This window comes from Rheinheimera sp. WS51, assembly GCF_050936095.1.
Lineage (GTDB): Bacteria > Pseudomonadota > Gammaproteobacteria > Enterobacterales > Alteromonadaceae > Alishewanella.
In genome coordinates, this window is sequence record NZ_JBOTRC010000001.1 from 41,186 (window position 1) to 67,725 (window position 26,540).

Annotated in this window: 22 protein-coding genes; 2 read left to right on the forward strand and 20 right to left on the reverse strand. The window is 42.3% G+C overall.

Going from position 1 to position 26,540, the window contains the following annotated elements; genetic code table 11:
* Nucleotides 1–67: 67 nt before the first annotated feature.
* Nucleotides 68–3,271: an SNF2-related protein gene (locus ACRCA4_RS00260; protein WP_433182480.1), complete on the reverse strand. Its 3,204-nt coding sequence runs from the start codon at nt 3,269–3,271 to the stop codon at nt 68–70.
* Nucleotides 3,272–3,515: 244 nt separating this feature from the next.
* Here ACRCA4_RS00260 and ACRCA4_RS00265 point away from each other — a divergent pair, with 244 nt between their 5' ends.
* Complete coding sequence (locus ACRCA4_RS00265) at nt 3,516–5,018, forward strand: YifB family Mg chelatase-like AAA ATPase (RefSeq protein WP_433184378.1); 1,503 nt, start codon at nt 3,516–3,518, stop codon at nt 5,016–5,018.
* Nucleotides 5,019–5,034: 16 nt separating this feature from the next.
* Here ACRCA4_RS00265 and pyrC read toward each other — a convergent pair whose 3' ends face one another.
* Complete coding sequence (gene pyrC, locus ACRCA4_RS00270) at nt 5,035–6,066, reverse strand: dihydroorotase (RefSeq protein WP_433182483.1); 1,032 nt, start codon at nt 6,064–6,066, stop codon at nt 5,035–5,037.
* A 152-nt stretch (nt 6,067–6,218) separates the two neighbouring features.
* On the opposite strand from pyrC, the gene ACRCA4_RS00275 reads away from it, so the two are divergent.
* Nucleotides 6,219–6,374 carry a hypothetical protein gene (locus ACRCA4_RS00275; RefSeq protein ID WP_433182486.1) on the forward strand — a complete coding sequence of 52 codons (156 nt, stop codon included), beginning with the start codon at nt 6,219–6,221 and terminating at the stop codon, nt 6,372–6,374.
* On the opposite strand, the gene ACRCA4_RS00280 is transcribed toward ACRCA4_RS00275, so the two are convergent.
* The 18 genes from ACRCA4_RS00280 to ACRCA4_RS00365 form a co-directional block, all read right to left on the reverse strand.
* The gene (locus ACRCA4_RS00280) at nt 6,371–7,546 is read right to left on the reverse strand and encodes a multidrug effflux MFS transporter (protein WP_433182489.1); all 1,176 of its coding nucleotides are present in this window, start codon (nt 7,544–7,546) and stop codon (nt 6,371–6,373) included. The two genes, ACRCA4_RS00275 and ACRCA4_RS00280, sit on opposite strands and share 4 nt — an antisense overlap.
* Before the next feature lie 82 nt (nt 7,547–7,628).
* Nucleotides 7,629–8,861 carry an ATP-binding protein gene (locus tag ACRCA4_RS00285; protein WP_433182492.1) on the reverse strand — a complete coding sequence of 411 codons (1,233 nt, stop codon included), beginning with the start codon at nt 8,859–8,861 and terminating at the stop codon, nt 7,629–7,631.
* Between the two features lie 9 nt (nt 8,862–8,870).
* The gene (locus tag ACRCA4_RS00290; protein WP_433182495.1) at nt 8,871–9,563 is read right to left on the reverse strand and encodes a winged helix-turn-helix domain-containing protein; all 693 of its coding nucleotides are present in this window, start codon (nt 9,561–9,563) and stop codon (nt 8,871–8,873) included.
* Nucleotides 9,563–9,934, reverse strand: a complete 372-nt coding sequence (locus ACRCA4_RS00295) for a DUF3019 domain-containing protein (protein ID WP_433182498.1) — start codon at nt 9,932–9,934, stop codon at nt 9,563–9,565. The genes ACRCA4_RS00290 and ACRCA4_RS00295 overlap by 1 nt, the downstream gene beginning before the upstream one ends.
* The gene (locus ACRCA4_RS00300) at nt 9,934–10,791 is read right to left on the reverse strand and encodes a MipA/OmpV family protein (RefSeq protein WP_433182501.1); all 858 of its coding nucleotides are present in this window, start codon (nt 10,789–10,791) and stop codon (nt 9,934–9,936) included. The genes ACRCA4_RS00295 and ACRCA4_RS00300 overlap by 1 nt, the downstream gene beginning before the upstream one ends.
* 119 nt (nt 10,792–10,910) lie before the next feature.
* Complete coding sequence (locus ACRCA4_RS00305) at nt 10,911–11,636, reverse strand: SulP family inorganic anion transporter (protein WP_433182504.1); 726 nt, start codon at nt 11,634–11,636, stop codon at nt 10,911–10,913.
* The gene (locus tag ACRCA4_RS00310) at nt 11,605–11,862 is read right to left on the reverse strand and encodes a SulP family inorganic anion transporter (protein ID WP_433182507.1); all 258 of its coding nucleotides are present in this window, start codon (nt 11,860–11,862) and stop codon (nt 11,605–11,607) included. Before ACRCA4_RS00310 ends, ACRCA4_RS00305 begins: the two co-directional genes overlap by 32 nt.
* A gap of 8 nt (nt 11,863–11,870) precedes the next feature.
* Nucleotides 11,871–13,097, reverse strand: a complete 1,227-nt coding sequence (locus ACRCA4_RS00315; protein ID WP_433182510.1) for a threonine/serine ThrE exporter family protein — start codon at nt 13,095–13,097, stop codon at nt 11,871–11,873.
* A gap of 200 nt (nt 13,098–13,297) precedes the next feature.
* The gene (locus ACRCA4_RS00320; protein ID WP_433182513.1) at nt 13,298–14,179 is read right to left on the reverse strand and encodes a hypothetical protein; all 882 of its coding nucleotides are present in this window, start codon (nt 14,177–14,179) and stop codon (nt 13,298–13,300) included.
* Between the two features lie 86 nt (nt 14,180–14,265).
* Entirely contained in the window at nt 14,266–15,027 is a 762-nt protein-coding gene (locus ACRCA4_RS00325) for a 3'-5' exonuclease (protein ID WP_433182516.1), read from the reverse strand.
* A 3-nt stretch (nt 15,028–15,030) separates the two neighbouring features.
* Nucleotides 15,031–16,896 (reverse strand): DUF294 nucleotidyltransferase-like domain-containing protein, encoded by a 1,866-nt coding sequence (locus tag ACRCA4_RS00330; RefSeq protein ID WP_433182518.1) that lies wholly within the window; start codon nt 16,894–16,896, stop codon nt 15,031–15,033.
* Nucleotides 16,897–16,953: 57 nt separating this feature from the next.
* Nucleotides 16,954–18,579, reverse strand: coding sequence for a BCCT family transporter (locus tag ACRCA4_RS00335; protein ID WP_433182521.1), 1,626 nt, complete (start codon nt 18,577–18,579; stop codon nt 16,954–16,956).
* Nucleotides 18,580–18,601: 22 nt separating this feature from the next.
* Nucleotides 18,602–19,978 (reverse strand): porin, encoded by a 1,377-nt coding sequence (locus tag ACRCA4_RS00340; RefSeq protein WP_433182524.1) that lies wholly within the window; start codon nt 19,976–19,978, stop codon nt 18,602–18,604.
* Between the two features lie 168 nt (nt 19,979–20,146).
* Nucleotides 20,147–20,917: a TrmH family RNA methyltransferase gene (locus tag ACRCA4_RS00345; protein WP_433182527.1), complete on the reverse strand. Its 771-nt coding sequence runs from the start codon at nt 20,915–20,917 to the stop codon at nt 20,147–20,149.
* Entirely contained in the window at nt 20,914–22,563 is a 1,650-nt protein-coding gene (locus ACRCA4_RS00350; protein WP_433182530.1) for an amidohydrolase, read from the reverse strand. Before ACRCA4_RS00350 ends, ACRCA4_RS00345 begins: the two co-directional genes overlap by 4 nt.
* 72 nt (nt 22,564–22,635) lie before the next feature.
* Complete coding sequence (locus tag ACRCA4_RS00355) at nt 22,636–23,688, reverse strand: M48 family metallopeptidase (protein WP_433182533.1); 1,053 nt, start codon at nt 23,686–23,688, stop codon at nt 22,636–22,638.
* A complete protein-coding gene (locus ACRCA4_RS00360) occupies nt 23,688–24,782 on the reverse strand; it encodes a YjgN family protein (protein WP_433182536.1) in 1,095 nt (364 codons plus the stop codon). The genes ACRCA4_RS00355 and ACRCA4_RS00360 overlap by 1 nt, the downstream gene beginning before the upstream one ends.
* 149 nt (nt 24,783–24,931) lie before the next feature.
* Nucleotides 24,932–26,311 (reverse strand): class II fumarate hydratase, encoded by a 1,380-nt coding sequence (locus ACRCA4_RS00365; protein ID WP_433182539.1) that lies wholly within the window; start codon nt 26,309–26,311, stop codon nt 24,932–24,934.
* Nucleotides 26,312–26,540 lie beyond the last annotated feature (229 nt).

Genomic DNA, 26,540 nt, shown 5'->3' on the forward strand with positions numbered 1-26,540 from the left:
TACCTATAACAACTTCTTACATCAGTGAAACGGCGAAATTTTAATGTTGGACTATAAATAACGGTTATTAATCAGTGCTGAATAAAGCCAATAAATCATCAGCTTTGCCTTGCCAAGGCTGTCCTTTACCGCCGGCAAACATTTGATCGGCCAGCTGTTGTTTATGCTGCTGCAATTGTTGAACTTTTTGCTCAACAGTATTGCTGGCAATCAGTTTATAAACAAACACAGATTTATCTTGGCCAATACGGTGCGCGCGGTCTGTGGCTTGTGCTTCAGCTGCGGGGTTCCACCAAGGATCGTAGTGAATTACGGTGTCGGCGGCGGTTAAGTTTAAGCCGGTGCCGCCGGCTTTTAAGCTAATTAAAAATACCCGAGTATCACCTTGTTGGAAGGCATCTATTTGCTGTTGTCTATGCTTAGTTTGGCCTGTTAACTTGCTATAGCTAATGCCTAGGGCTTTTAACTCATCTTCAATCAGAGTTAACATACTAGAAAACTGACTAAACAGTAAAATATTGCGGCCTTCTTCTAGCATTTCTGGCAGGGTATCCCGCAGCCATTGTAATTTTGCATTGTTTTTAACCGAGCGAGCATGTTCAACTGGTACTAAACGGGCATCACAGCACACCTGGCGTAGCTTAAGTAAGGCGTCTAGGTATTGAATTTGGCTAGCGGCTACGCCTTTTTCAAGAAACAACTCGCGTATTTTTGTTTCCATGACTAAGCGAATGCTTTCATATAAATTGCGCTGATCAGCCTCTAAGTCAAGTAGTTGAATTATTTCTGTTTTCTCGGGCAGTTCAGCGGCAACTTGCGCTTTAGTACGGCGTAAAATAAAGGGGGCTATGCGCTGTTTTAAAGCATGAGCTCGTTCTGTATCGCCGTTCTTCTCAATTGGTTTGCGGTAAACCTGATTAAAGTGAGTGTCGTTACCTAATAAGCCGGGTAAAACAAAATCAAAAATCGACTTTAATTCCCCTAAATGGTTTTCTAATGGGGTACCTGTTAAAGCTAATTTAAATTCAGCTTTTAATAATCGAACGGCTTTAGCGGCTTGGCTGCCGGCATTTTTAATATGCTGAGCCTCATCAAGTATTACCGTAGAGAGTGGCTGCTGCTGATAATACTTATGATCGCGGACAACTAAAGGATAAGTTGTCACTAAAACATCATAATCGGCTAATTGATTAAATAAAGCCTGACGTTTATTACCATGAATTTGTAGCACCTTTAATTGCGGAGTAAAGCGGGCCGCTTCATTAAGCCAATTCCCCAATACACTGGTAGGGCAGATAATAAGAGCGGGGTGTTTCAATTCACCTTGTTGCTTTTGTAATAACAGTAAGCTAAGAGTCTGTAGGGTTTTACCTAAGCCCATATCATCAGCCAAAATACCGCCTAAGCCATACTGGCGTAGAAACTCTAACCAGTTTAAGCCTTGGTGCTGATAGTCACGTAACTCAGCTTGTAGGCCTTGTGGGGCTGCGCAGACATCAATACCACTAAAATTATGTAGTAGCTGGCTTAGTTTTTGGGCTCTTTGAGCATTAAGAAACTTTAAATCCTTGCCAATTTCTTCAGGCAGTAAAGCGGCTTTAAAGGCAGGCAGTTCAAGACTAAAGGCCGGTTTAGCAGGATTAAGTAGTTGTAAAATAGTGTCTATAAACGGCTGAATTAGCTCAGGGGCTAAGGCTAATTTACCTTGAGGTAATGACAGCCATATAGGCTTATTGGCCTCGGGTAGGCCATGTTGGCGTAACCATTGGCTAATTAAAGGCAATAACGGGACTTGTTGGCCATCTATATCAACATGAACTGCCAGTGAAAAACCGCCACCTTGGCTATCTTCAACTTGTAAATAGGGGGCCTGAGCTAATATATCTAAATTAAAGTCTTCGTCACGTTGGATTTGCCAGCCCTGTTGTTCTAATTGTGGCAAGGCGTCTAAAAGTGGCTGCCATAACATGGGGTTGTCTGGCCCTGTGCCAGGATTAAAGCAGCCCTGCTTTTGCCAAGGAGCTGTTGTAATATCAACTTGTTGTAAATCTAGCTCGATTAATTGTTCTAAGGCATTCACTTCAGAGTTACGGCTACGTTTGATAAAAACGGTATCTTCGCCATCAAACTGCTCTGTTTGTGGCTCTGTTAAACTTAGCGGCAATAGATAACCGGCATAATTAAACTGCAATATGGCCATCGGCTCACGTCGTTGCTTTGGCTGCAGTGCTAACATTTTTAATTGCAGTACTGGCTTAGGAGCACTAGTAATTTGTTTTACGCCCGAGGCATTCGGTACGGGTAAGGCTTGTTTTTTAAATAACTGCTGTAACCTACCTATACTGGAAGCTAAGGCTTGCTGTGGAATAACCGGCATCTTCTTTAGTAAACGAAGTTGTTGGCTAGTTAACTCAGTACCTAGTTCGCCTAAGGTGTAGGTGTTAGTATTTAAATAACAAGGTGGCTCGGTATAGACTAGCTCTAGCTTAGTTTCTTCATCATCACCACACCAACTTAGCTGCTGTCCGCCCTCTGTGCTTTGCCAGCGAAACTGCATTTGTTGCTTAGCGCCCCAGCGCACGGTATGGCGAGCTTCACTAAAAAAACAGCGGCCAGTCTCTAACAGCTGTTGTAGTAATAAATATCCCCACTCGCCTTCTAGTATGGGTAAGTCATGCTGACTTTGCGCGCGAAAGTAGGAGAGTAGGCGATAATCTTGCTTATCAATCCATGCTGGCATAGTTGGGCTTACTAAGTCATATTTACCAATTGCCGTACCTTTAGTGTAACCGCCTTTTTTACTTACTCTCACTCGTCTTGGGTTCAGTTGTAAACCCGCTTGCCCATAGGAAAATAAATATAAAATGGTGTCTTTATCTTCAGTTTTAGGTTTAAGAGTTTTTTCAACTTGATCAAACCAGCTATCTAGAGCAAGAAAAGGTTGTTGTTTGATTTGTAATTTGTAGTGCTGATAGTCGCGTTGTAATTTAAGCAGCACAGCAAGCACATGCTTACAGTTGGCACCAACAGGGCAAGTGCATCTATTTTGCAACTGCCAGTAGCCATTTTTTTGCGACAGACTAATGTATTGACGGTAAGGCGCGAAAGCCGCTCCCCACACTTGTGCAGTAATATCGGATAAATCGTCGTTATGCTCTAGTTTTAATACTTTACCCGCTTGCAGGTAAGCTTGAGCGCGATGAAACGTTGCCGTATCAAACCATTGTTGTAGTTGTTCTTGATTAAATGGCGAAGCAGATAAATCCGTCATAGTACCTAATAATTAACCCTAAAGGCGTTATGCTACCGTAGTTTGGCAAGAAGCCAAAGTTATAGCCAAAGATATAGTTAAAATCATCAGAGAAATAGTGATTATCATCTTTAGTATTGCAACAGCTTAACCGGCGTATTTCAATAGGGTTAAAGCTAAGTACTGGCAGTAACAGAGCTTGCTATATGATATTTTTGTGCTAAAAGTTAATTTAATGTTTATTAAGGTTATTCAAGGACAGCGGATGTCATTAGCGGTGGTATATAGTCGAGCACGTTATGGGTTAGATGCGCCTTTAGTCACAGTAGAAGTGCATATTAGTAATGGTTTACCGGCATTTCAATTAGTTGGTTTACCTGAAACCTCAGTTAAAGAATCAAGGGATAGAGTGCGCAGTGCTATGGTGAATAGTGGCTTTGCATTTCCTGATCGTAAAATTACGGTTAATTTAGCGCCGGCAGACTTACCCAAAGAAGGCGGTCGTTTTGACTTACCTATCGCACTAGGCATTATTGTTGCCAGTGGCCAGTTAGCAGAAAAAAGTCTGTTAGGTTTTGAATTCTGTGGTGAGTTAGCGTTATCCGGTGAGATCCGGCCTATTTTAGGCGAAATTCCTGTAGCCATAGCCTGCCGAGAAGCTAAACGCGCGATAGTGCTGCCAATGTTAAATGCTCAACAAGCTCAGCAAGTCACTAATGTTGCCGTGCATGGTGCAGATCACCTACTGCAAGTGCATAGTTTTTTGTTGGCGCAGCAAGCCTTGCCGGCTATTCCAGCCTTGCCGGTTGCCCAAACCGAGCAACAGGCCGATTTAGCCGATGTTAAAGGCCAAGCGCATGCTAAACGGGTATTGGAGATAACCGCTGCGGGTGAGCATAATCTATTGATGTTAGGCCCTGCAGGTACCGGGAAATCTATGCTAGCTCAGCGCCTGCCTAGCATAATGCCGCCCTTGACTGAGCCGGAGGCATTAGCGACTGCGGCTATTTACTCTATTGCAGGCTTAACGCGTAACTTAACTGATTGGCAGCAGCGTCCTTTTCGAAGCCCGCACCATACTAGCTCTGCTGTGGCTTTAGTAGGAGGCGGGTCAGTGCCTAGGCCGGGCGAAATTTCATTAGCTCATCATGGCATTTTATTTTTAGATGAATTGCCTGAATTCCCGCGAAAAGTATTAGATGTGCTTCGAGAGCCGTTAGAAACCAGCAAAGTGCATATTAGCCGCGCGGCAAGACAAGCTGAATTTCCGGCGCAATTTCAATTAGTGGCTGCTTTAAATCCAAGCCCTACCGGTCATCATGAAGATGGCCGCTCTTCACCAGAGCAAGTAATGCGCTACTTAAACCGTTTATCAGGACCTTTTATTGATCGTATAGAATTGCAAATTGAAGTGCCTTTGCTCCCCAAAGGTATGTTAAGCCAAGAGTGCCACGAGGAAAGTAGTGCTAGCGTGCGCGAAAGAGTATTAGCGGCAAGAGATATTCAAATACAGCGCCAAGGCAAAGCCAATGCGAGATTAAATGGCCGAGAAATAGCTAAATATTGCCCGTTAAGCCAAGCCGATGCGAGTTTTTTAGAGGATACTATTCATCGCTTTAAGCTGTCTGCCCGTACTTATCATAAGGTAATAAAAGTGGCGCGCACTATAGCTGATTTACAGTTACAAACCGATATTAGCAAAGCCCATATTATGGAAGCACTCAGCTACCGCGCGTTGGAGCGGCTGCTGAGTTATTTAAAAAGCTAACTTTTAAGGCCAATAGTTACACTAGCTTCCAGTCTAAAGTTTTACCGGCGAAGAAAGGCACTATGGGCTTACCGTTTGGTAAGATAATTTGATCTGGCACTTGCCATTCTTTTCTTTCTAAGGTCACTGTGCTGGTGTTGCGGGGTAAACCGTAAAAATCAGCGCCATAATGGCTGGCAAAACCTTCTAGGTTTTCTAAGCAGCCTAAATCATCAAATACTTGGGCGTATAGCTCAATAGCACTATGGGCGCTATAACAACCGGCACAGCCGCAAGCAGATTCTTTAGCGTGCTGGGCATGAGGGGCTGAGTCTGTGCCTAAGAAAAATTTAGTATTAGCTGAAGCTACCGCTGCCCGTAAGGCTTCTTGGTGGGTGCGCCGCTTTAAAACCGGTAAACAATAGTTATGGGGTCTTACACCACCGACTAATAAGTCATTACGGTTTAATAGCAAATGCTGTGGTGTAATAGTCGCGGCAATATTGGCTGGCGCTTCTGTAACAAAGCTTACCGCATCAGCGGTAGTGATATGCTCAAATACCACTTTTAAGCTAGGCAGCTTAGCGACAATATGCTGTAAATAACGGTCAATAAATAGTTTTTCTCGATCAAAGATATCGATATCATGATCGGTTACTTCACCATGTACTAGTAATAACATACCCGCTTCAGCCATGGCCTCAAATACCGGGTAGAGACTTTCTAAGGCACTGACGGCATCTGATGAATTAGTTGTCGCACCTGCAGGGTATAACTTGGCTGCGACAACGCCAGCAGCTTTGGCTTGTTTAATGTCGTCTTTAGTTGTTTTGTCTGTTAAAAACAAAGTAAGCAAAGGCTCAAAGGTGCTGCCTTGTGGCCTAGCCGCTAAGATACGTTGCCGATAAGCATTAGCCATATCGGCATTAATGACCGGAGGCACTAGGTTTGGCATTACAATAGCGCGAGCAAACTGGCGGGCAGTTGCGGGTACAGTTTCGTGCAGCATATCATCATCACGAAAATGTAAATGCCAATCATCTGGGGTAAGAATGGTCAAACGGGTCATAGCAAACTCCTACAAGCGGTGGGCAAAATAGCTGCTGTATTCTAACAACTTCAGATCAATCCTGCATTGCTTAAATCCGCTTTAGGTTGCAGCTGAAACTTGCTAGACTTGACGGCTATTTTTAATTGGCATAATTCGCAATTGGAGCCCTTATGTCTGAATTAGATTTTGACCTCGACCACTTAGATTTTGATACTGCAGAACAAAACGTGCAGCAACAGCAAGAGGAAATAACTCGTGCTGCTGCAGCTGAGGCGCTACAGCAGAACGAGGATGATGATTGTATTGGCGGTGCCTGTAAAATTTAAGCTTGCTGCTGCACGGGGATTTTATGCCACAACTGGCTAACCGCAATAAGTAAAACGCCTGTTAGCATAAGTAATGAAAAGGGTAAGGCGGTGGCATTGTAAAGCCAGGCGAGTAAGGGGCCAGCTAAGGCGCCACTACCAAAGCGTAAGGTGCCAATGACCGCTGTTGCCGTACCGCTATTGTCAGGAAACTCCATAATAATCATGGCATCGGCATTAGTTGCAATAAGGCTTAAACTTGCCATTAACGGCGCGATACTTAGCACGGTATAAATTAAAGGGTATTGCCAAAAGTTAAATAAAGTTAAGGCACTGGCGCTAATTAAAGCTAAGCCTAAACCTAACCTGAGCATTCGCTGTGGCCCTAGTCGAGTGACTATGCGGCTATTAATAAAGTTAGCTAACATTAACATGGCAACATTAAAGCCAAATAATAAACTAAATTGCTGTTCGTTAACGTGAAAATATTCAATGTAAACAAAGGGCACAGCAGTTAAAAAACAAAAGAATGAAAAAGAAGCAAACATAGATGTTGCTATGTTAGGTCTAGCTGTTTTTTTAGCGAATACAATTTTATACCCAGATAACAACTGTGGCTTTTGGCTTGTTTGTTGTGGCTTGCCCTCAGGCAGGTAGCGCCAACTTAGGGTGACAATAAGTAAGCCATAAATAGCCAAGACGATAAAGATCACTTGCCAGCTACTTAACCATAAAATGCCACTGCCAATGGCTGGCGCTATCAGTGGTGCTAGCATCATAATCATAGATACGTAAGACATGCCTTTTGCTGTGTTTTTCTGGTAGATATCGCGAACAATGCCAGGAACTACCACTGTGGCAGCCGCGCCAAATAAGGCTTGTAGGGCGCGCCAGAATAAAAACCATTCGATACTTTGCATAAAGCTTAAAATGACACTTGCAACAATAAAGCCTGATAAGCCAATTAAGGCTAAAGGCCTGCGGCCAAACCGATCGGCAAGCGGACCACAGATCAGCATGCTTAGGCCATAAGCGGCTAAAAAAATACTTAACGATTGCTGTACCATGCCAATAGAGGTATGCAGTTGTTCGGCCATTATGGGCATAGCAGGAAGATACATATCAATGGCTAATGGCGTTGTTGCAACAATGGCGGCCAATAAGATAATTAGCCAAGCAGGTGTTTTTGTCATTGGGTACAGCTCCTAGAAACAGGGGACGCTATGATAAAGACTTTCGCTGTATAGTGCTAATAAACTGCTATTAAGGCTTAAGTTATTCTGGCTTATAGTGAATTAAGGTTAAGGTGAAACAGGCACCACCCAAAACAGAGTCGCTAATGCTAATTTTTCCTTTATGCCACTGCATTATACGCTTAACTATAGCTAAACCTAAACCAAAGCCTCCACCTTGTTTATTCCTACTGCTTTCCTGGCGATAAAAGGGCTCTAATACTTGCTTATGTAGTGCGTTTGGAATTCCTGGGCCATCGTCTTCTACAATAATTTGCCAACCATGTTCAATAGGAAGTAAAGATAGGCTGATGGTTTGTTTAGCATATCGCTTAGCATTGACAATAATATTTTGAATAGCTCGCTCTAAATAATGACCGTCGCCGTAAATTATAGCATCATCCGTTAATTGCATACTGATGGCGGCACCTGGTAAGGGGCTTAGCTTCTCTTGTAAATTTGTTAGCAGCTCAGTTAAATTAATATGTTGGTTATTCAGCGGCGACTCTGCTGTTTCTAAGCGAGCATAATCTAAAATCTCATCGACTAACTGTTGCAGTTCTCGCACATCTTGCAGCATCATTTGTCTATCTTGTTCTGGAAGTTGATAAGCCATTTCTAAGGCAAAATTTAAGCGTGCGATGGGCGTGCGTAATTCATGTGATACCGCTTGAGTCATTTCTTGCTGTAGGTTAAGCAAGTTATGAATTTGCGTTGTTAATTGCTGGACACTTTGGCTAATAGGAGCCATTACACTGTGATTAGGTAAGGTTAAGTTAGGCGTAGTGTGCTTATTAAAATTCTGCAAACCTTGCTGTAAGTGACGAATGTCTCGCGCTATCGGCCATAGCCAAAAAGCTAAAGAAATAGCCAGAAGAACAAAAAATAATAAATTAAACCAAGTGGTTGCACTATTGTTTTCAGTTAGCGGTAGTGGGCCAATAACCCATAACTGCTGTTGATGTTGTTGTAAATAGTAAAAATAAACAGCGTCTGCTTGAAATAACTTTATAACTTGGCCTTGCTGTAGTTGAGTCAGCTCTTCTGGTTGCCAGCTGATACTCTTTGTCTCTATAGGCGCGATGGTAAGATCAATTAATTCTGGCCATTGCTTGCTGGGTTGGTTTAGGCTGTGAACCAGCTGTTTTTCATAACTTGCTAGCCAAACGGGTAATTGATTAGGCTGCCATTGTTGCCATAATTGCTCTACAGCCCAACCGCTACCGAGCAAAACTAAAAAGATAAAGCCATAGAAGTGCCAGAATAAACGCTGCATATTAGGTGACTACTGCCATGCATCTGCAACAAATAAGTATCCTTTACCCCATACGGTCTTAATTCGAAAAGGAGTTTCGGCATTGTCGCCAAGTTTACGTCGCAAGTGAGATACGCGTACATCGACGGTACGATCTAAACCATCATATTCACGGCCAATAATTTGTTGGTGGATTGCTTCGCGCTTTAAGGTTTGTCCAGCATGCTGGGCAAGCATCCATAATAAATCAAATTCATAACTAGTAAGCTCTATTCTTTGTTGATCTAACCAAGCTTCACGAGCGGCTTGCTTTAATTGCAGCTGACCAAACTGAAGCTCTTTTTGCGCCGACTGATTACCGACATGACCTCGACGAAGTAAGGCATTAATACGTGCGACTAACACGCGAGGCTCTACCGGTTTAATTACATAATCGTCGGCACCAAGCTCTAAACCAAGAACTTGATCAATATCGCTTTGTTTTGCAGTTAAAATAAGTATTGGCCCTTTATACCAAGGTCGTAATTGCTTACAGACAGCAAAACCATCTAAACCAGGAAGCATTAAGTCAAGCACAATGACATCAGGTTGAAACTGTCGGCAATGCTCTGCAACAGCATCGCCCCTTGCTTGGCATTGAACATCAAAACCATTTTGGATTAAAAAGCTCTGAACTAAGGAGGCGAGCCGATTATCATCTTCAACTAGCAAAATTTTGGTCATTAAAATAGGCTCCAAGGTCCATTTAGCCGCCTGCGCTTAACTGGCTGGCGACTAAGTACTTTTAGTTTAGTTTGAAGAATAAAGGTGTTAGCTTCTGTTTTTAAAAAAAGAGTTTCATTAGCCCATGGAATGGCCTGTTGCCAGCTTCCTGAACTTGCAGAAGACCAACAGTGTAAGTTTTGTTTAGCTAAAACTATACACAGAGACTGTTGATTCTGGCTGTGCCATTGTACAGAAAGAGGCGATTGACATGGTTGGTCAATACGCTCTGTAATACAGGTACTAGGACTAACCTGCCAGCATACGCCTGCATTGCATTGCTCTGCTTCAGAAGCTACGGCTAACGCCATTACTAATAAAAAACCTTGCATCAAAGTAGCCGGTAATTAATACCAAAGAACCAGGTCGTTATATGATCAGAACGAATTAGAGGACTTTGAGTCATGGCTGTATCCAAATATAAATAACGCAATAATCCGACAAGTGTAGTGCGTTCTGATAAGGAATGTCGCCACTGCAGACTAATTTCAGGTTGCCAGCTGGCTTTAGCTTGGTATTGCTGGGTTTGATAAGTATCTTCATGGCTAATACCATAATAGGTATTAATTAATTTAGCGCTTTTCCAATAAAGTCGGCCAGTTAGTTGCCAGGTGCCTGAAAAATGCTGCCAGCTTTTAGCTAGGCTAGCGCTAGCATGCTGGCCATGATAGCTACTACTAATATCTTGCCATATTACTGCTTGAGCCTGCCAGCTTTGTTTAAACCAATCGGCTTGAAGTCCTGCATCAAAAGCAGTTGGTCTTTTACTCACTTGTTGAATAGTAACAGGCTCCATCTCAGGCTGTTTAGCCACAGTATAATTTGGATAAGATGGCATTGGCAGTCCTATACCTAAAGTTGTGTAGTTACTGCTGAACCACTTTTTAAAATAGCCTTTTTCAGGGTTCAGTTGGCTAACTAGGCTTAATTGCCATTCGGGGGTTAACGGTAATGTCGCGCCTAGTTTTCCGTTATCGAAAAACCAATTGTCGCCGTAATAATAAAAATCGGGCAGTAAGACCAAAGGCAACTCAGGACCACCGTATAATGGGTTTGAGCGTTGACCATAGCCTAAGCTTAGGCTGAACATATAATGCGAATTATCAGCACAATTATCGTGATCACAAGCACTTTCTGCCCTAGGACTTAAACTGATAATAGATAGCAGTAACAAAATAAAGTAGCGCAAGAGTCACCTTAATTAATCATAATCACATTGTTAGCTTAGCAATATTAATAGTTACTTTTAAGCTGAACTTACAATATTTAACAAAGAAGTGTTCAATATTTAACTCGTGCTAGATACATCTAACGCATTTTTTGATCAAGAGAGTCTATGGCTTCACTTAAGGTTGAATAAAAACTTAATACGCCGGGTTCAGGTTGAACTTTGGCCCTTGCTAAGGTTTTTAATGGTTGAAAGGCTAAGTCGGCAATAAGCAGCTTGGTATTATCAGCTCGGCACTGGGTAATAAACTTATTTAAAGCGGCTAAGCCACCGGCATCTAATAAAGGCATGCCATCCATATATAAAATAATGCCCTTGCTATTGGCACTTATTTGAGCAATATCAGCAAAAACACGGTCTGCCGCTGCAAAAAATAATGGCCCACTAATTTTTAACGCTAGCCAGCCTTCAGGTAAAGCAGTCGAAATATGTTTTTTATGTTGGCTGATGTCGGTTACTTTAGTCATAGCCGCAATTTGTTTCATAAAGAGTAATGCGGCTAAAACAATCCCTGCTGTAATAGCAATAACCATGTCAAACAGTACGGTTAAAGAAAAGCAGCAAATAAACACCCAGATATCACTGTAAGGTGCCGTTTTAAATAATTGCAATGCCTTAGGGGCTTCACTCATATTCCAAGCCACCATTAATAACAAGGCAGCTAAGGCAGCCATAGGTAGATATGAAAGCACTGGTGCCAATATAACTAGGGCGAGAAGCAGTACTATGGCATGCACCATGCTGGCGATAGGGGATTGAGCACCTGCTTTAAAGTTAGCAGCAGAGCGAGCTAAAGCGTGAGCCACCAGTTAAGGCGATAATAAAGCCAGCAATAATGGCCGTATATAAACCGTATTGAGGGGCTACGCCACTGGCAATAGCTAAAGCCATGGCTAATGGAATAGCAATAATACCAACAGTAATGCCTGCAAGAATATCTTTAAGCAGCTTCTGCTTGTTATAACCTTCAGCAAACGTTTCACGTAGGGCATGACCTAAGCGTAAAGAACGTAAATAACTACGATTAGACATACTAACTCCTACAAGCTTTTGCGCGGAGGTAATGCTACATTAGCAAAGATAATTCCAGCCACTAAAGCCATAAAAATTAAGAAGGTTTGTTGGCCAATACCGGTAGAGACGACAAATTCTTGACCAGAAATAAGGCTATTTAAGCCTATATAGGTTTTACTGCCTGGCACTAATACGATTAAACCATGGGTTGCTACAATAGCTGCTGGCGCATTGGCCAGTCGAGTAAAAATATTACTATAAATACCAACCGCGAAGGCCCCTAAAAAAGCCCCTAAAGTGTAATCAAATAAGTCAGCGCCGGTTATGCTAACGCCATAAGCAATAAAGCCGGATGCTAATGACCATAAGGTGTACTTGCCTCTACTTTTAAATAACACCATTAACGAGCAACCCAAAATGCCTATAGCTAGCCATGCCATTACATGTGGTATTGGTGCGGGTTTAATAAAGTCGACCTGGCCAAATAAATAAAAGCCAATTTCTATGCCGATAAAAGCACCAAAATACAACTTAAATAACAGCATTAAGGCATCCATTACCCTAGCGTTGCCGGATACAAGATGCCTAGCAGCAAGTTCCGCAAACCCAAGGGTTAACGCTAGGCCGGGTATAAACACAATAATGGCAGATAAAACCACTAAACGAATATTAATACCAGGGTCGATATAGCGACTAATAGCACAAGCGGCAATAGCGGCAGCCATTGCAACTAAGGGCTCAAGCATATGGGCAATACGAATAGATCGCTCAGCCCAAACCATAAACAAGTAAACCATTAATGAGAGCAAAGCTGACCATAACACATCATTCCAGCTGGTCGCCATTAACATAGCAAAGGCGCCACCTGATAAGGCCATAGCAAAAGCAGTCGCGATATGACCGTATGAACTAGGGCGATCATGAATAATATCTAGCATTGCATCGGCTTGCTGGATGCTGATCTCACCGCGCAATAGTTGTTCAACTAAATCATCCGAGCGTGAGAGAGAGCCTAAGTCCATGCCGCCAGGGTCAACGCGTTCGGCATGGGTGTATTCTTGTTCATGGCCTTCACTCCAAATAACAAAGGTCATTGCCGTTGGAGAAATAATAAAGGAGCCTTTTAGCTTCAAGTGTTGGGTTAACTCATTTAAGTGAGCTTCAAGACGATATGCAGGTGTGCCATACTTGTGCAGCATTTTGCCAAGTTTGACAATAAATTTACGTTTTTGAATAAATTCAGCGTTATCCAATAGTCTTTCTCAGCTGCAATGTCGAAAATGATGCTGCTATACGTATTAGTAAAGCAACAGGCAATATAACGAACGAGTTCAAAGTTACATTTATTATACTACTTTTATGTTATTAATGTAGCTAAGCTACGGATGTAAATCGAGATTTTATAAACTAAATAATCAACAAGTTTAACGTAAAGGCCTCTTTATGCTGTAGCCTAGGATGTGACGGCTAAGCTATTTAGCTTAGGTTTCAATGTAAACCAACGGCCTAAGTGCCACAGCAACCACAGTGATAATAGCGGAAATACTAGGGTTTGTAAGGTGTAAACAACGATGAGCTGCACTAGGTTTTCTACCATATCATCGGTAAAGTTTTTTACAGCGCTAAACACTTCATTGGCAGTATTCGCACTCGATTTAAGCCAGCTTAAAGCGCCGCTATCTTCTGCAGGCATGGCCGGTTCAATGCTCAGTGTTGCTGTAGAGCCTGATAGAGCAGCCTGCGCTGCAACGCGCTGTGGCTCTAAAACCCAGTTTGACAAGGCTGCAACGCTAAAGGCGGCAACGGGAATGCCTATCCGGATGATTAGCAGCAAAGCAATAAAGGCACGCAGCAAAAATAGCCCACTTTGTTGCCAAGCTTTTGGGCCAAGTAACAAGGCTAATGCCGTGACGATAATGCCACTGCCAAACAGAGGTAAAGCGGCAACTTTGCCAAACTCTAATAAAAATAGTTGGATGCCAACAGACGTCATAGCGACCACCATCAAATCGGAGTAGCGCACTGCCATATCTTGCAAAGGCTTTAGTAACTGACCGGGTTTCACGCTAGCGACACCTACGCCAACTTCTGCCTCTGACACAAAAGCAATACCGCGATCAATTAAGCGGGCGGTTGCGAATGAGGCACTGCTTAACATTAGGCTTTGTTTTAACGCTGAATGCGCTTGATTGTCTAGTGGAGCAAGTAAGGGATTAATTAAACGTTGTTGTAACAAGCCACTATAAATGGCAGTGCTAAATAAGGCTAATACTAATAAGAGTAACAGCAAACGCTGGCCTGGGGTTTTAGCAACACGTTTTAACAACAGTTTCATTTTGCTCTCCAGCATACTTATTTAGAGATCAGTACAAGTGATAGTATTCACTAAGAAAAGCAACAGTGAAAGCACTATTGGTTAATTTAGCACCAAAGTTGCTCTATAGGAGTGTCGGGTGAAAACCGAGCTGCTATTTGCGCCTGCAGTAACTCGGCACAGGCAATAGCGTCAGTGACAGCATGATGCGGCCGATAAGCTGGTAAATTATAACGGCTTCGGCTATCTGCTAATCTAATAGAAGTTTGTTTCTTTGGTTTTATCGGATGCCAACTACGCCACCACTTTTTTTGTTTTTTACGGTGTAAGCGGGCTTCAAGCTCCATAGTATCAATAACAGGGAAAGCAATGCTTTCTGCTAATCTATCTTGTAATGCCGCTTGTAAAAATGGCCGCTCAATGCCGCGATAATGAACAACAATAACCTTACCGGCAAGGTAAGGCAGTAGTTGCGGTAAAATATCTATAATATCGGGTGCTTGAGTAATATCAGAATGGGTTATGCCATGCAGGGTAATAGACCCTTCGTCTAAAGCAAATTTAGGCTTAATTAGCCATTGTCTAGCTTGCGAGCTAGCAATGTGAGTTAAGGTCATAGGCACTAAGCCAATACTCACAATGCCAGCGTTGGCAGGATCTAAGCCGGTCGTTTCAAAATCAAGAGCAAGCAAAGGTACCTGGCTAATAGGGGTATTTGCTAAGACCATGCCAGCTTGATAGAACTGCTTTAATAATGGATGCTTTACTGCAGAGGCTTGTTGTTGATAATACTGTTGCCAGTCAGTAATGCCGCTATCTAGCTTAGACACTTGCTGAATTGCTTTTTTTTCAGGTCCTAGATATAGCATAGCTTAGGCCCTAAAGTGATATTTAAGAAACTTTTGCGCATTACTTAATACTGAAAAGGCAGCTTTTAAATGCTTTCGTTCAAATTCAGATAAATGCTCAGGCATTATGTTATTGTCAACCGTTTCTCCGGTTTGCATGGCTAAAGCTTGCTGTTTAATGCGAGCCATGGCAATAACTTCATAGGCATCACGTAAATCTTCACCTCGGCCCTTAGGTAATATATTGGCGGCAATAATATCGTTTAGTCGTTCAAAAGAATTGGTTGCATCAGAGCCAATAGCTAAAGCATGCACTCGAATAAGATCAACCATAGGCGCTGTACCGCGGCGCTTAATATTTAAGCTGTTATTTTGTCGGCCATCATTTTCCATAACAAAGTCTTGAAAAAAGCCAAGCGGTGGCGTGCGTTGCAAAGCATTACGAGTCATGCAGGCTAAAAAGTGCTGATTGTTTTTTGCTTGCTTTAATATTAATTGGTTTAATTGATCGGCCCAGCGTGTTTGGCCGGCTACCGGATCTAAATCAAAGAAAATAGAGCTATGCAGTAAGCGCTCTGCGGTAGGTGTGTTTATCCAGTCGGTAAAATAGTGTTGCCAGACTTTAAGCGGTTGCCGCCATTGCTTATTTGTTGCCATGATACCACCTGTACAATAGGTGTAACCACACAGCGCTAAACCATCACAGACAATATTCGCCAGCTTTAAAAAATAGTCGTCATGCAGCTTAGGGTCAAAGCTATTATCTAAAATTAATGCATTATCTTGATCAGTGACAATCAGCTGTTCATCTCTAGCCATAGAGCCAAGGGCTAAAAAGCAATAAGGTATTGGCGGAGGGCCTAGTTCTTGTTCGGCCAGTTCAATTAGTCGTTGCTTAAAGCTGCGACCAATAGCGGCCATAGCACTGCCAATCATTTGCGAGTTAGCATCTTCGTTAGCCATTCTAACAAAACAGGCCTCTACATCAGGCACTAAGGTGCTTAACTCGGCAACACTTTGTTGTCGAAAAATACTGCTAACAACGAATAAACTGTTTTGTGATTCATAACGAATAATATCGGAGAGGGCAACAATACCTACGGGTTTGTGTTTATTTAAAATGGGTAGGTGATGAATGTTATAGCGCAGCATTAGCATCATAGCCTCAAAGATATATTGCTGATGCTCAATTGTAACTAACTCGGTCGACATGATATCGCTAACAGGAATTTCCGATTTTTGCCCTGGTGCGACTAAACGAGATCGTATATCACGATCGGTCATAATACCGGCTAGGGTGCCTGCTCGCTCTGGCTGTTTATCATCGTATAAAATAAGCAGGCAAGATACACCTTGTTCTGTCATCAGCTGCGCGGCTTGCCAAACACTAGCTGAGTCCACTATGGACACAGGCTCGCGTCTAATTAGCGTTTTAACTTGGGCGCTTAATAAGTCTGTTTCAGCCTTTTTAATGGTTTTAGCTGATTTTTGCCGCTCGGTGTCACCAACTTCTATATAGTCTGCAAAAAAATCATTGCTATCGAATATTTTTTGAAAGACCTGATCTGGAATTAAATAAATAAGGCTATCTTCAACTGCGGTTGCTGGGAATCGGGCTTTATTACCGCGTAGTAAGCCTTGTTCACCGAAAAGACCGCCTTCAGTTAAGCGATTATATAAATCACCATTTCGACGAAAGGTTTCTACTACTCCACTACGAATTAAATGCAAGGCGCTAAGTGGCTGATTAAAAGTTAAAATTTCGCTGCCAGCTTGAAAGTAGGCAATATCAATACTTAAGGCTATCTCAAGTAGCTCTTGCTCAGGGAGCTCCTGAAACGGTGAATGCCGCTTCAGGAACTCCAATATTTCAATTTGCTCAATTTCCATAGTATTTAATCAACTATTTTTAATCAGCACTTAGGCTATGCCTTAATTAGGCCTGGACTAGCGAGGCTCTGACATCAGTCCTTTTACTACCGCGACACTTGCTGTAAGTAATACTATGGTAAAAGGTAGTCCAGTTGAAACCGCCATTGCTTGCAGTGACACTAAGCCACCCCCTAGCATTAACGCAATAGCTACTAGGCCCTCAAAAGTACACCAAAACACGCGTTGTGGTGTGGGGGCATCAACTTTACCGCCAGCGGCAATGGTATCTATAACTAACGAGCCAGAGTCAGACGAGGTGATAAAAAACACCACAACTAAAATAATAGCGATAAAAGAGGAGATTTGAGAGAACGGTAATGCATCTAACATAGCAAATAGCTGTAAAGGCAATTCCGCAGATACCGCAGCATCATAACCATCTTTCACCACTTGGCTAATAGCTGTGCCACCGAAAACTGTCATCCACAATACACAAGCAAGAGTAGGAATAACCAGTACTGATATTAAAAACTCACGAACAGTTCTGCCACGTGAAACGCGAGCAATAAACATACCTACAAACGGTGACCAGCTTATCCACCAAGCCCAGTAAAATGCAGTCCAACCTTGGCTATAATTAGCATCTTCACGGCCAAAAGGATTCGCTAAAGCGGGTAAATGTTGAAAGTAAGCGCCTAAATTAGAAAAGAAGCCAGTGGCAATGGCCAAAGATGGGCCAACAATAATAACGAAAAGTAATAATAGTGCTGCTAGCACCATATTAATTTCAGATAAACGCTTAACGCCTGCTTCTAATCCAGCTACTACAGAAATTAACGCGATAGCCGTAATACCAATGACTAATAAAATTTGCACGCTAATGCCTTCTGGAACACCAAATAGATGGTGTAAACCGGCTCCGGCTTGGGCAGCACCAAACCCTAGTGAGGTAGCTAAACCAAACAGTGTGGCAAATACCGCTAGAATATCGATTATATGACCAGGCCAGCCCCAAACTCGCTCGCCTAGCAGCGGGTAAAATACCGAACGCATGGTTAAAGGTAAGCCTTTATTAAACGAAAATAAGGCTAAGCCTAATGCTAAAATTGCATAAATTGCCCAAGGGTGTAGCCCCCAGTGGTATATCGTGGCTGCCATACCTAAACTCGTTGCAGCTGCTGGATCTCCCGCAGCTCCACCAAGTGGCGCCCAGTCGGTACGAACGCCGTCGGTAACACTTACACCGCCCAGTGAACTGCTAAAGTGAGATAGCGGTTCTGATACGCCGTAGAACATTAAACCAATGCCCATACCCGCAGCAAATAGCATAGAGAACCAACCTAAATAGCCAAAATCAGGTTTTGCCTCTGTGCCGCCTAATCGCACTCGACCTAAAGGCGAGACTATGAGCACTAAACAAAGCACAACAAAAATATTAGCGGCAGACATAAAGAACCAGCTTAAGTTGCTAGTAAGCCAATTACGCATACTACTAAAGATTGGTTCAGCTTGGGTTTGAAAAATAACCGTTAGTGCAACAAATAATATGATGGCTAAACCGGAAATTAAAAACACCCGGTTATGAATATCTAAGCCAAAGGGGCCCACTTTTACTAATATATTGTCTTGCCCGACTTGATAATCGGTATCAATGGGGGTGACTTCACCATCTGGAATCATCGGATCTTTTTTGGTTGTCATTGTTGAATCCTTACACCATTAATTAGAAGTAATAGCCAATATTGATATTAAATCTACGCTCTGTTTCATTGCTATCACCCGAGGCACTGCCGCCAACAAAGGGTTGATTTTTAGCGTGGACTAAATCGAAGTAGGTAAACAGGCCACCTGCAGCGACTGAAAACCCAGTAACATTCATCATAGTATCTCGAGTATTGTCTGACTTATCATGCACTAAACCGTAGTTGTTATAAAACTGTAGGCCAGTTACAGGACCCCATTCAACCGGTAAGCTGTAGGCTAAATTAAAGGTGCTGGTTTTGGCTTTAGCTGCCATGCTGTCATAAAAAGCATAAGAGCCTACCGCCATACGAACAGCATTGTTTATATCGTAGTCGTATTCGCCATGCTGTAGTTGCAGGTTCCAGCGCTGAAAGTGGCTATTTAAGTGCAAGGCCCAGGCATGATAATTGCCGACACGATCGATACCGTTATGTAAACCACCGGCTAAGGCTGAAAGGCCAACTTCGGTTTTAAAGTCATTGTGATGTTGAAAATGATAAGCAAAACGGCCGGAAAAAGTATTATATTCACCAATAGGCTGGGCTGGGTTGTCATAGATGCCATCTGCTGTTCTATAGCCAACAACGTCATAAGAATAACGATCAGCACGGCTGCTAACATAGCCATCAACGCCACCTAGCTCGTCGTTTTTAAAGAAGCCTAAATCAAGCTGCCAATTGTCGGTGAGCTTACGCTTAAACAAAATGCCTAAATCATGATCATCTTCTAAGCCAATATAGTAATTGGTACTAAAGAAGTAGTTATGTGAATTATAAGGCCAGTTACCAAAAGGGACTTGAGTAATACCGGCTTGAACTTGCCATTCTTGATTGAAATCATAGCCAACATAGGCATATTTTACGGCGGTCATATAGTCAAAAAAACGAATTTCAGCATTAAGAAAAACGTCACCTACAGTGCCATTTAGGTTTAAGCGGAAAATATCAAAATCAAAATCACCACCGCGGTTTTTATTACCGTCACTATAAGAAGTATGGCTGTAGTTGGTACGCACCGCACCTCCTAGTGCTATACCATCTTGTTTTTCTTGCGGTGCTTTGGTCGTTGTTTCTATAACCAGAATATTGCTGTCATCAGTACTAGAGTGCTGTTCGATCATTCGCTCAATATCGGCAGTTTCGCTAGCTGAGCCGGTTGACTCTAGCTTAATTACTTTAACGTTTTTTTCTGATTGTGACTTGGGTTGCTCAAGCTTTTTTTCAAGCATTTCAACTTGCTTCTTAAGAAGCTCGAGTTGTTGTTTTAATTCAGTTAAGTCTTGATCGTGAGGTTGTTGCGCAAAAGCAGAACTGCAGAGTAAACCAATGGTGAGGGCTAAACTAGATCGAATAAACATAAGTTCCCTTTGCCTATGATGGTAGCTAAATGTCTATATACTATAGCAAAAATTAACAAAGTGCCCAACTTGCCCGTGATAACAAATAAAATAAGGCACTACTTATGACAATGAAGTCTAGTAGCGCCTGATATTATAGAATGCATGTGAGTTGGTTAGACTAAGTGTTTAAACTTGATTAGGCTGGCTGATTCGACATAAATTATCGCAAATTATAGCCGTCGCAATACCGACATTCAGTGATTCAGCTGAACCATAAGCGGGGATAGTGATTTTTTTTGTAATATACTGGCCTACTTCAGGGCTAATACCATTGGCTTCGTTACCCATAACAATAAAGCCCCCAGCTTGGCTTAGCGCTAAATTGTGAATAGACTCTCCCCCTAAATAAGCTCCATAAATAGGCTGCACAGGGCGTTGCTGTTGCTTAGCAAATAACTCTGTTAAGTCTTGATAGTATAAGTTGACCCTTAAAAAAGAGCCTTTGGCTGCGGCTATTACCTTAGGGTTATAGCTATCGGCGGTATCGCCAGAGCAGATAATATGCTTAATGCCATACCAGTCAGCGATACGGATAATGCTACCTAAATTTCCTGGGTCATTAATCGTATCAAGCACTAGCACCCATTCAGGTTGAGTGAGAGTAAAAGCGGGGCGCTCTGGTATTGCAACTACGGCTAAGGCGGCATCATTAGTTGAAAAGGTACCTACTTTAACTAATTCGTCAGCAGTGCATTGTTCAACTAAGGGTAACGAGGCAACGGCTTTAGCGTGTTGTTGTAAAAAGCGTTCAGTGGCAAATAAGGCTTTTACTTGCCAAGTAGAGGCTAATAGCTCAAGCACGGCTTTTTCACCTTCAACAATAAAACATTGTTCAAGTTTACGTTGTTTTTTTTGCTGTAAGCCGCGAATTAACTTACTCCACTTTTGGCTTATCATTTTGCAAATACCTGTTTACCATTAACATAGGTTTGTTCTACTTCTACTTGCCACAGCTGTTGAGCGGGGATCTGGAAGATATCACGATCAATAATAATAAAATCTGCCCAGCTACCTGGGGCTAAGGTACCCATGCTGTTTTCTTGAAAAGCACCATAGGCGGCATCAACAGTAAAAGAACGCAGAGCTTCGGTTAAGGTTAATTTTTGCTCTGGTAACCAGCCGCCTTCGGGTTGGTTATCATGACTTTGTCGGGTTACAGAGGCATGAATGCCATGAAAGGCATTTGCTAGCTCTACTGGGTAATCAGAGCCGCCGACGATAATAGTGCCTTGATCAATAAAACTGCGCCAAGCATAGGCTCCACGTAAACGGGCCACGCCTAAGCGATCGCCTGCCATATTTTTATCTGAAGTGGCATGAACTGCCTGCATCGCAGGCAGAACATGTAATTGGGCAAACCGAGGAATATCTTTGGGGGCAACAATTTGGGCGTGCTCAATTCGGTGACGGCTTGGCTGGCGCTTTTTTTCTGGCACTAGCTTTTCAAAACGGTCTAATACTAAGCGGTTTGCTCGGTCTCCTATGGCATGGACATTGGTTTGAAATCCGGCATTAATTGTTTGCTGCATAATGTGGCTTAATTGATCTGGCTGCGTAACCAATAAACCACTTTGTTCTGGTTGATCACTATAAGGTTTTATTAATGCTGCACCACGGCTGCCAAGCGCACCGTCGCCATAGATTTTTACTGAGCGAATATCTAAAAAGTCTGTAGGATCATCAATAATACCGGCTTCAAGCCATTGCGGCAACTGAGGGGCGTTAGCCGATAACATAGGGTAAATTCGCATAGGCAAAGCTTGTTCAGCCGCTAATTGCTGGTAAAGCTTGACGGTATCGGTATTAACACCAGCATCATGAGTACTGGTAATCCCTAAAGCTAATAAATGATCAAAGGCAGCTTTTAATGCATGACGCTTCTGGGCATCAGTGTTATTGGGAATATGTTGCTCAACTAAGCTCATGGCGTTATCAATTAAAACGCCAGTAGGGTTTCCTTTGCTGTCGCGAATAATTTCACCACCGGCAGGATCTAGAGTCTCTTTTGTTATACCCGCTATGGCTAAGGCTTTACTGTTTGCCCAACCCGCATGACCGTCAACACGTCTTAACCAAACGGGTTTATCGGCTACGGCTTCATCTAACAGGGCGCTGGTTGGAAATTGTTTTTCTGGCCATAATACTTGGTTCCAGCCACGGCCTCTAATCCAGCTTAAATCAGGATTGGCGGCAGCAAATTTTGCCACTCGTTGCACCGCAGCTTGCTCACTTTGACTACCACGTAATTCAGTCATTGATAAATTGAAGCCTAAGCCTAAGACATGGCCATGCCCATCTATTAAGCCCGGGAGTACCGTTTTGCCTTGGCCTTTTAATGTTTTAGCCTCTGGATATTGTTGTAATAGGCTGTTATCGCCACGGGCCAATACTTTGCCGGTACTATCGTCAAACACCATGACATTAAATTGTTGTAACTGACGCTTAGCGTCAAAGCCGTAGCCTTTGATATCTGTTAGGGCTACCGGTGCGGCAATCAGGCCGGTAGAGAGTAAGGCACAAGCAAAAGTTGCGATACGAAACATAAATGAAGATCCTAGAGACATTTCGTTTAACTATAACAACAAAACACAGCAAGAGGAATTAGCCAATTAAGGCTAATTGATTACGGCTTTATGCTGCTTGGCCTGTTCAATACGCTCTTTGCTACCAGGATGAGTGCTGAGGTACTTAAGTAACTTAGTCGAGTTATCATCAAGCTCCCCCTGGGCCTTAAGGAGGGCTGACATGGCATCGGCAAAGGCGAGTGGGGATTTACCTAACTTAGTTAGCTGGTTTAATGCAAATTGATCGGCTTCTCGCTCCATATCGCGCGAAAAGGCATTTTGTAAAAGTGCCGAGCCTGAGCCAAGCAATAAGTCAGCTAATCCATCAGGGTTACCAAATAAGATACTAAGTACTAAAGTTGAACCAAGAGATTGCGCAGCCATTCGCACACTATGCTCAGCTTCAACATGGCCAATTTCATGTAAAAGCACAGCTAAGATTGCATCAGGGTTATCTTTTAACAGTAACGCTAGCTGATCAGTAATCAGAACCGTGCCATCTGGTAATGCCAAAGCATTAGGGCCAAAAAAATCTGATTTATAGAGATGCAATTGATAGCGATTATGACGAAGTTCAAGTTGTTGTATCGCCATTTGCCAGTGATAGTTAATATTGGCCTTTTGCGCTGCATCAAGTTCTGTTGGCTGTAAGGCGGTTTGTTTTAGCGCATAAAGCGTCTGCTGCCCCATTTGTTGCTTGACGTTACTTGGTACTAAAGGCACAGCAGCACTGGCAACAATAGGCATTAAATCGACAATAATCCACCAGAGTAACAGCGGGGATAAAATAATGGCACTAACTATTGCTAGCTTATGACGCTCAAGTTTTTCAATAACACTGGCGCGGCCAGACAGTGCTGGCCAACGAAACTGAGGATCATTGGGGGTAAATAACGCGCCATCACCTAGTCGTAACTCAACAGCTAATCCTGGTAATACCATGCCATAACGGTAATTTTCAGGCGTACTTTCGGCTAAGGTATCGCCAGTTTCAGCACATTGGATCAAAATTTGGCCGGCAGCTGTTTGCATGGCAACAGCAGCGTATAAACGACTGCTACCGGCAGCTTGATATTGGCCTAAAATAGGCTGATAGTCAGACATTAGGCTATTGAAATATCAATATCGAACAAGCCTACGGCCTCTTCAGCAAAAGCCTGGCTTTCACTTTGTTGTTCGTCAACTAAGTAATCGGCTTGTGGATAAATAGTTAATGAAGTTACAGACGCTAAATAGGCCGCTTTACGCACTTTAGCCCAAGGATAAGCTAAGCCTAGGCTGAAAATAATGGCTAATAGATTAGTGATGATAAGCATTAAGTACGGCATAACTTTCATTTTAGATTGGAAGCTTGCAATACCAGGCAATGTTGTACGCTCGAATAGATAATTACGTACATATACATGGTAAATAGCGCCACTTAAAGCAAAGCCAAGGAAGTATATCACCATGATAGAACCTGTAATCAATAATGCCCAAACTTCAGCGTTACCGCTGCTACCTATATCACTCATGCCTATGATGCCTGCAGTGATTGCTGCAATAATTACTAAGGCGAAGATCAGGCCGAAAATAGCTGCCATAGCGATTAAAGCTGCAACGTAATAAGGCCCTGGCTCAGTATTAACTTGCATTTTTTGACCACCAAAACTGATGTTACTGCAAATATATTGATCTATTTTCTTTAGCGCCCAAGGCAAAGCTAAATATAGCGATAAAACAGAAAAGGCGGGTAATAAAATAAAATAAGTAAAAGCCCCTAAATAGTTACCATGAAAAGCAAAACGGACATTACGATAACGGCTCATACGCATATTAAACTTTAAACTTAGAACAATAAGTAAAGGTGATACTAGGGTGAATAAAACTGCCAGTATGATTGCCGCAACCGGCGATAGTGAAGAGGCAATAAAAAATAAAGCAAAAACGATTACTGCTATAATACGACCTTTTAATATTTGTATTGGCGAGGCTAAGTAATGAAAAGATTGTTGCTCAATTTTGGTGTGGCCATAAAAATACTGACGAGTTCTTACTGTTGCCCAAGCACTATAAATACCTAATGTAATAATACTAAGTAATAGGTTAACAATCCAAATACCAAAGAACTCACCTGCCTTACCACTAAATGTAATATTCGCTGATCTGCCTGCGGCTAAACTTTGACTATTCTGTTCAGAACTTTGTGTACTTTCCATTGAACTGCTTCCTTATTTTTTGCTTTAATTATTCTGATATAAAATAAAGAAGCGATTATAACGACAAAGAGTTAATAATTAACAATATTTTTTGAATTGTTGCATCAGAAAATCTATTTGTAGAATATCTTGTTAATGGTGAGCACTAATTACTTGATATTATCTCCTTTACATAAGTTTGCTGGATTTAGGAGTTGCTCTAATTCTGCTTTACTGTAATCGGTTAATTCAATTGCGACGTCTAACACCGGCCTTTTTTCTTGATAGGCTTTTTTTGCAATTTTGGCAGCTTGGCTATAACCAATTAGGGGGTTAAGAGCTGTGACTAAGATAGGGTTTAATGCTAACGCTTCACTGATATGGGCTTGGTTAACAGCGAAGCTATCTATGGCTTGGGTAGCTAGTGCATTACAGGCGTTGCTGAGAAGTTCAATACTTTGTAGTAAGTTATAGGCAATAACAGGTAACATTACATTTAGTTCAAAATTACCTGATTGGCCGCCAAGGGTGATGGTGCTGTCGTTACCTATTACTTGGGCGCAGATCATAGCCGTGGCTTCTGGAATTACTGGGTTAACTTTGCCTGGCATAATTGATGAGCCTGGTTGTAAAGCTGTCAATTCAATTTCGGCCATGCCAGCTAGTGGGCCTGAATTCATCCAGCGTAAATCATTACTTATTTTCATTAGACTAACGGCTAAGGTTTTTAAACTACCAGAGCAAGCTACCGCACTATCTTGCGAGCCAATAGCAGCAAAAAAGTTATCTGCCGGGCGAAATTGTTGTTTTGTTAGTAAGTTAAGTTTTTGACAAAAAATAGCGGCAAAGTCATGATGAGCATTAATTCCCGTGCCAACGGCAGTGCCACCTTGGGCCAGGCCTAACAATTGCTGTAATTGTTGCTCTAGTTGTTGTTGATTATGTTGCAGCTGACTAGACCAACCTGTTAAGACTTGTTCGAAGCTGACTGGCATCGCATCCATTAGATGGGTACGACCTGTTTTAACAATATGGCCAACTGCAGCAATTTTCTTTGCTAAACTTTGTTGAAGGCGCTCTATTGCCGGTAACAGTTGTTGCTCAATGGCGAGCACTGCGCTGACATGAATAGCGGTAGGAATAGTGTCATTACTACTTTGACCTAAATTGATATGATCATTCGGATGAATGGTTTCACCTAGTGCTTGACTGGCTAAAGTGGCAAGCACTTCGTTAACATTCATATTAGTGCTAGTGCCAGAGCCTGTCTGAAATATATCGATAGGGTATTGCTGCAAATCAATATCGGCTAATTGTTGTTCAGCCGCTTGGCAGATTGCTTGGCAAATTCTATTATCAAGTAAGTTAAGCTGATTATTAGCTTGTGCGGCGGCGGTTTTAATTTGCAATAAGGCAGCAATAAAACGTTTAGGAAATACTAAGTTGCTAAAAGAGAAGTTTTGCACCGCGCGCTGTGTTTGGGCTTGGTATAAAGCGTTAATAGGAACTTGTAACTCTCCCATGCTGTCTTGTTCTATTCTTGTTTTCATTTTAGCTCCAATAGGTTCTATGCAGTTTTAGATAAATAAACATGATTAGAGCATAGCAAAGTTAATAAGGTTTAGGGTGGCATAAAAGGGAGGATTGTCTCGTTAAACACGCGGTAGACTGAGACTAACAACAGCGGTAAATGCTGCTGATTTATAGACTTTTCACTAAGATAACGGTATATATAACGCCACAATGGCAGCAGTTATTTTTTATCTGTGACACATAAGA